2 protein-coding genes and 2 pseudogenes are annotated in these 5412 nt (G+C 39.0%); 3 read left to right on the top strand and 1 reads right to left on the bottom strand.

Going from position 1 to position 5412, the window contains the following annotated elements; all coding sequences use genetic code 11:
• The 3 genes and pseudogenes from FC98_RS14910 to FC98_RS13335 all read left to right on the top strand — a co-directional run.
• Positions 1-1007, top strand: a pseudogene (locus FC98_RS14910) (hypothetical protein); the annotation flags it as partial.
• Between the two features lie 607 nt (positions 1008-1614).
• Positions 1615-2997 (top strand): MAC/perforin domain-containing protein, encoded by a 1383-nt coding sequence (locus tag FC98_RS13340; protein ID WP_056949731.1) that lies wholly within the window; start codon positions 1615-1617, stop codon positions 2995-2997.
• A 161-nt stretch (positions 2998-3158) separates the two neighbouring features.
• Positions 3159-3851, top strand: coding sequence for an HNH endonuclease (locus tag FC98_RS13335; protein ID WP_056949730.1), 693 nt, complete (start codon positions 3159-3161; stop codon positions 3849-3851).
• Positions 3852-4450: 599 nt separating this feature from the next.
• Here FC98_RS13335 and FC98_RS14905 read toward each other — a convergent pair.
• Positions 4451-5412, bottom strand: a pseudogene (locus FC98_RS14905) (S-layer protein); the annotation flags it as partial.

The following is a 5412-nucleotide window of genomic DNA, read 5'->3' as shown; positions in this document are numbered from 1 at the left end:
CCGCGCAAGCTACTACGCCAACCACTACTCCAATCGCTAACGACCAAGTTCGTGTAACGTTTGTCGACCCATCAGGTAAGACTTTGGGTTCAACTACTCTTACTAAAGATGGTTCAGAAACTTACGCACTACAAACCATTCGCAACGCAGCAGATGGTGATATTGTAGGTAATACTTCAAATGTTGTTGATGCTGGTTACCGTGCTTTATTGAAAAAAGCTAACTTTAGTGGCTGGAACAACTATGGTGCTGCTAAGTTAACAGCTTCTCAACTTTCAACTAACAATGCTGCATTCCAAGCTGCAGATTATGGTAAAGAAGTTAAGATTACTGTCGATACAGAAGCTGTTTATCCACTTCTTCATGCTGCAAACCTTAACACTTATTTGAAAGCTGCAGCAGTTCAGAATGCTAACGTGCATAATGAAGCAATGACATTTGATGGCGCTCCAACTTATGCATTTGGATCAAACAATAAATTCCAGGCAATTCGGAGCTTCAGTAGTGCATTTGTAAACGATCCAACACTTAGTGGTACCCAAGGTACACAGGTTACTGCTACTCAATTTGCAACTGCATTGAAGAACGCTGGTGCTGATACGCTTTATTATGCATATGTTTCATATACTAATAATGCAGGTCAAAATCACTGGTTAACTTCAAATGATGTTAAAGCTGATGGAACTTTGAACTCTAACGTTTATACTGATGTTGATGGTGCTGCAACTGGTGCTACATTAACAGTATTCCGTGCTCAAGCTGATACTCCAACTAAGGTTGCTAATAACACCTTTACTGGAGACACCATTCCTGCAGCCAATACTGATAACAAATTATTTACAGATGCAGATGCACATACTATTATTGCAGCTGATTCATTTAATGCATCAATTAACTATATTCCAAATACTGATGCACGTACTTTTACTATTGCACAGAATAGTACACCCGCATCTTATACCTTGTCTGATTTCTACACCCAGGGTAACAATGTAACTGTTCACTAGTCATTGATCTAGCGTACACATGTTTTACCTAGGATGTTGATAATAAGACACCTCAAAGGGCTTCAATGACTTCATATCATTGGAGTCCTTTTTTCGTTTTATTTCTGTTCAACTTAGCCTATTTCTAAATTAAGTAACGCCAGAAATCAAAAAACTAAAGTTCACAAACCCTGCTCATGGATTTGATCGCTTTAGTCATCGATATAAGATATATCTGGAGGGCATCATTCTAATTGAGGTTAGAATGACGTCATCTGAATAGCGATGAGGGTCGTTATTCAGATACAATCATGATAGCATTTTATGCGAAACAAGAAAAGTTCCAGTATGGCAAAGTTATCTAATGATTCCAATTAGTGAAAAGGTGTCGCCTTGTGCGATGCCTTTTTTGGACTCAACAATATCCGTCGTTAGTAATAGACTCCATTTGTTACTGATGACAGATATTGCGGAGCTTTTCTTTTATTGGAAGTGATGTCACTGCACCCTTTTAAATTGGGACAAGTAACTCATATTATAATTAACGGCATATCTCGGGCATATTTATTGTCTTATGTAACATCCTTCCATAAACTGGTTATACATTATAGAAAGTGAGGAGTTGCATATGGACACAATCCAAGAACATACTGAGAAACTAGTCGTCGATAACAATGATTTCATCGGGCGTGGTATTAATCTGTCCAGCGCCAAAGGCCCTTTCACTGCAGACCTTAAGTCACCCATTTTGAAGATCCAAGCAATCAAAAAAATGGTCTCAACCATTGAATCTTTACACGGAGAAACGAAAGTTCAATCATCGGATAGCTTATCAGAAGTTTATTCTAAGTGGGAAATCAGTGCAGGTGTCGATGTAAAAACCGCATTCTTTTCTGGCGGAATGGAAGCCGAATTCTCAAGCGTAAAGAAACAAAATATGTGTAATCGGTTTTTTAAAGGCATCACCAATATCAAATCCCAAATGCATACGCTATCTGCGCCTGAAGCCAACAACCGATCCGCTTTGGTCGATTTCTTAATTGATAATAACTTAGTTAATGCAACTGCTTTAAAAGATATTAACAACAGTAGCTATTCAGCCCAACGACTTTTTGCCCAGTATGGCACCCACGTTATCACTCAAGGCATCACGGGCGGCTGTATTTCAATCAGTGCCTCATATTCCAATAACGAATTCTTATCTGAAACGGATTTCAGCGCATCCTTAAAATTTGCCTGTGGATTTGCTTCTGGACAGTCTAAAGGTGGCTTTTCCGAGAAAGATAAAAAAATATTTTCGAATGTAAACTTGAGTGCGACCTCTCACGGTGGCGATGAAAGAATTGTCGGAACGCTCACAAATTACGAAAAGATTCCCGATGTATTTGAAAGATGGTCCACTTCTGTTGAGAATAAAAATCACGTATTAACAGACATTTTGGCGGCCATCCCAATTTGGGAATTTTGTAGCAATCCTAACCGCGTAAATGAGTTGAAAAAAATGTATACAGGAACCAACCAGCAACGCTTCAAAACGATCGAGAATTTTTCACCATCGCCTAAAGAAATTGAAACCGTGCGGATTGATCATCTTTATACTAAAAAGACCGTAGGCGCCTCTGTTAGATATCATTATCAGGCGATGCTAGTAAACTCTAGAGATCAAAATGTTGTACATGTTGTTAAAGAACGGCTTAGCCCCGATGTTTATGCTTTGAAGCTAAAAACTTCAACTCACGAGGATGCTTATCTAACGGTTATTGAACAATCGCCTTTTGCACCCGGCACATTCACTTATGTGGCATTTACTGGAGATAAAGACAACCAACATGCTCATTTTGAATTGATTCCTACCGGCGCCAATCAATACCTGATTCGGTCAGTTAGTACGAATCGTTATCTATTTTATACTCCAGAATCAACTAACCCGACGTTCTTTCTTAAGGTTCTTCCTAGATCGGATAGTCGGATCCATCCGATGTCTATATGGAAAGTGACCCCCTTACGGTAAATTCGCAAAGGAGAATTAATGATGATAACTCACTCTAACCCATATCCCGTTAATATTGCTTCTTCTGTTGATACTAGCGATCCAAGAAGTCGATTTAAATACACGCCTGATTTCGCTCAGGCGACGCCGAAACATGCCATAGGAACTGGTAAAGAATTATATTGTCCTCCTGCAAAATTAAGCTAACTGGTAAACGTAATAGTGATTTTGTAGCTGCCAATACAGCAGCTCATATAGCAACGAAACCACTTGGATACACTTGGCATCATCTTTATGACTTGAATTTTGCCACCCCCGCAAATGACGATCAGAGTTGGATGCAATTAGTTAGTATGCCAATGCACCGAAGATCATGTCCCCATTTGGGTTCTGCCAAGCAGTGGGTGGATAAGCACCATACGCCTTATAAATTGGGCCTATCATCAACCGGAGAAACGTTTGCCGACAACGAGTTCTTAAACACAAACAATAGTAACGAAATAATTGATTCAGTCGAGTCATCCGTTGATTTAATCAGAGGATTACACGACCATAAGTGTGTGGGCCCGCTGAGTCCATCCGATACGCTGTATGTGCCTACTATTTATGACTGGTATAGAGTGGGCGACTATATAAAACTAATCAAAGATCAACGGCCTGAATTGGTAAAACATGGGGTTCTTCCTTTAGGAGAGGATGCCTTCGGAAATGTATTATGGTGGCAGCAAACAGGCCGAATAGCCGAGGGAAACATTTACTATATTCAAGACGACGTCGGCTTAGACTCATTTGATGATAATAGCATCGTTTCCATTAGTATTAAATCAGACAACGTTAAGCAATTCATACAACAATATGTCAAGCGAGCGTTATAATCAACTGAATTACTCTCAAATTAAAAAAAGCCTCCCAACTCATTTTAATTCAAGTTAGGAGGCTTTTCACTTCTTATTCAGCCTAGATTTAAGAGCTACTCAGATTTAATGAATTGAATGAATATCTGACTGATCAAGAAGTCATAGATACAATTACGGATCAGTCTCCACGCTTTAAATAGGTTTATTTAAGCTACCAAACCATTCTTCACGCCATTCAAGAAGGTGATATTGCAGCCTTAAAAGGGCTTATCAAACGTTACCAGCCAGCGCAAAGTGAACTGGATACCGCCTTTAGAAAAAAATGAACGGTGAGTGAGAATAGCTGCTTATCAATATTCAAACGGGTCTTTGAAGGAATTATTCAAAAAATCAAACAGCTTAAACGTGGTTGCTTTGGGTTTAAAAACTTGGCACATCTGTTTATTCGGATTAAACTAATTCATCCTTAATAAACAAAAGGCACCACCTTTTAGTGATGTCCATGAATCGCCATTAATACGATTTGACTTTGACTACAAAAAAAGACATCTAAATTGAAAGATGTCTTTTTCTAACTTGCTTACATTCATCGGTAAACAATTATTAACAACGGATTACTAACCAAATGGGTTATAACCATTGCCTGAAGTTGTTGGGAATGTTGTAAGAGTGGTTGCAGTACTTGGGTTGAAGCTATAAACGACTTCTGACGGAGTAGTTTGACCAAACTTACCAGCATAAGCGGTTTCAGCGTTAAATGTCACTTGTTTCCAAGAAGTAATCTTACCATTAGCATCAAATACAGGATAAGCACCAGACTTCAAGGACTTCAAACTGTCATGTTTGTTGATATAGTTCATAACATCGCTTCCAGAATAACTAGCGTCTGTTGAACCACTGAATAGGTCATTAACTTGCAAGTTAGCTGGAGAAACGTAAGTTCCAGCAGCTGCAGAAGCAATCGCGCTGTTTAACTTATCTATAGTATTGCCGTTACTCTTAAGGTAATCCAAAACTTGGGCTGTTAAAGCTGATTTAGCATTACCATTAGCATCAACTTGGGTAAGATCAAATTCAATTTTACCTGCAGCTGTTGAATCATCTGAAACCGTCAATTTTTCACCATTATTAGTAAATACAGCATTTGACAGATCAGGATTGGTTGACTTGTTAACAGTTAAGTCAGTAGTATTTGCGAGTCTCGGGTTAGTCGTGCTATATGCAGCTGGCTTGAGAACTTGGAATACTGCTGAACCCTTAGTCAATGGAATGTTAACTTCTGAACCAGTAGTTGCTTGACCAAGAACGGCTTGGTTATTTGCTACATTAAATGAATATCCAGTACCGGCTAGTGTTGCATCAACTTTAGATTGAATATCATTACTTTGATCCGTTGTAAGTGTCCAACTGTAGGCTGTTCCAGCTTGATTAAGCTTGAAGGTTCCTAATGTATCACCTTTTTTAGCATTAGCCTTTACATAATCAAGCGATTTGATTGCTTTGCCAGTGTTATCTACAAAGTTGATACGAACAGCATTGTCAGCAACCGGAGTAGTGGTTGGCGTAGTAGCTTGCGCGG

Source organism: Lentilactobacillus kisonensis DSM 19906 = JCM 15041 (assembly GCF_001434135.1).
In the GTDB taxonomy this organism is placed as follows: Bacteria; Bacillota; Bacilli; order Lactobacillales; family Lactobacillaceae; genus Lentilactobacillus; species Lentilactobacillus kisonensis.
Note: the sequence above shows the minus strand (reverse complement) of the source record. Positions and strands in the feature narration are given on the sequence as shown.

Excerpts from the sequence above, each read along its gene's own strand:
- FC98_RS13340 (WP_056949731.1), top strand. The coding sequence starts at position 1,615 with ATGGACACAATCCAAGAACATACTGAGAAACTAGTCGTCGATAACAAT.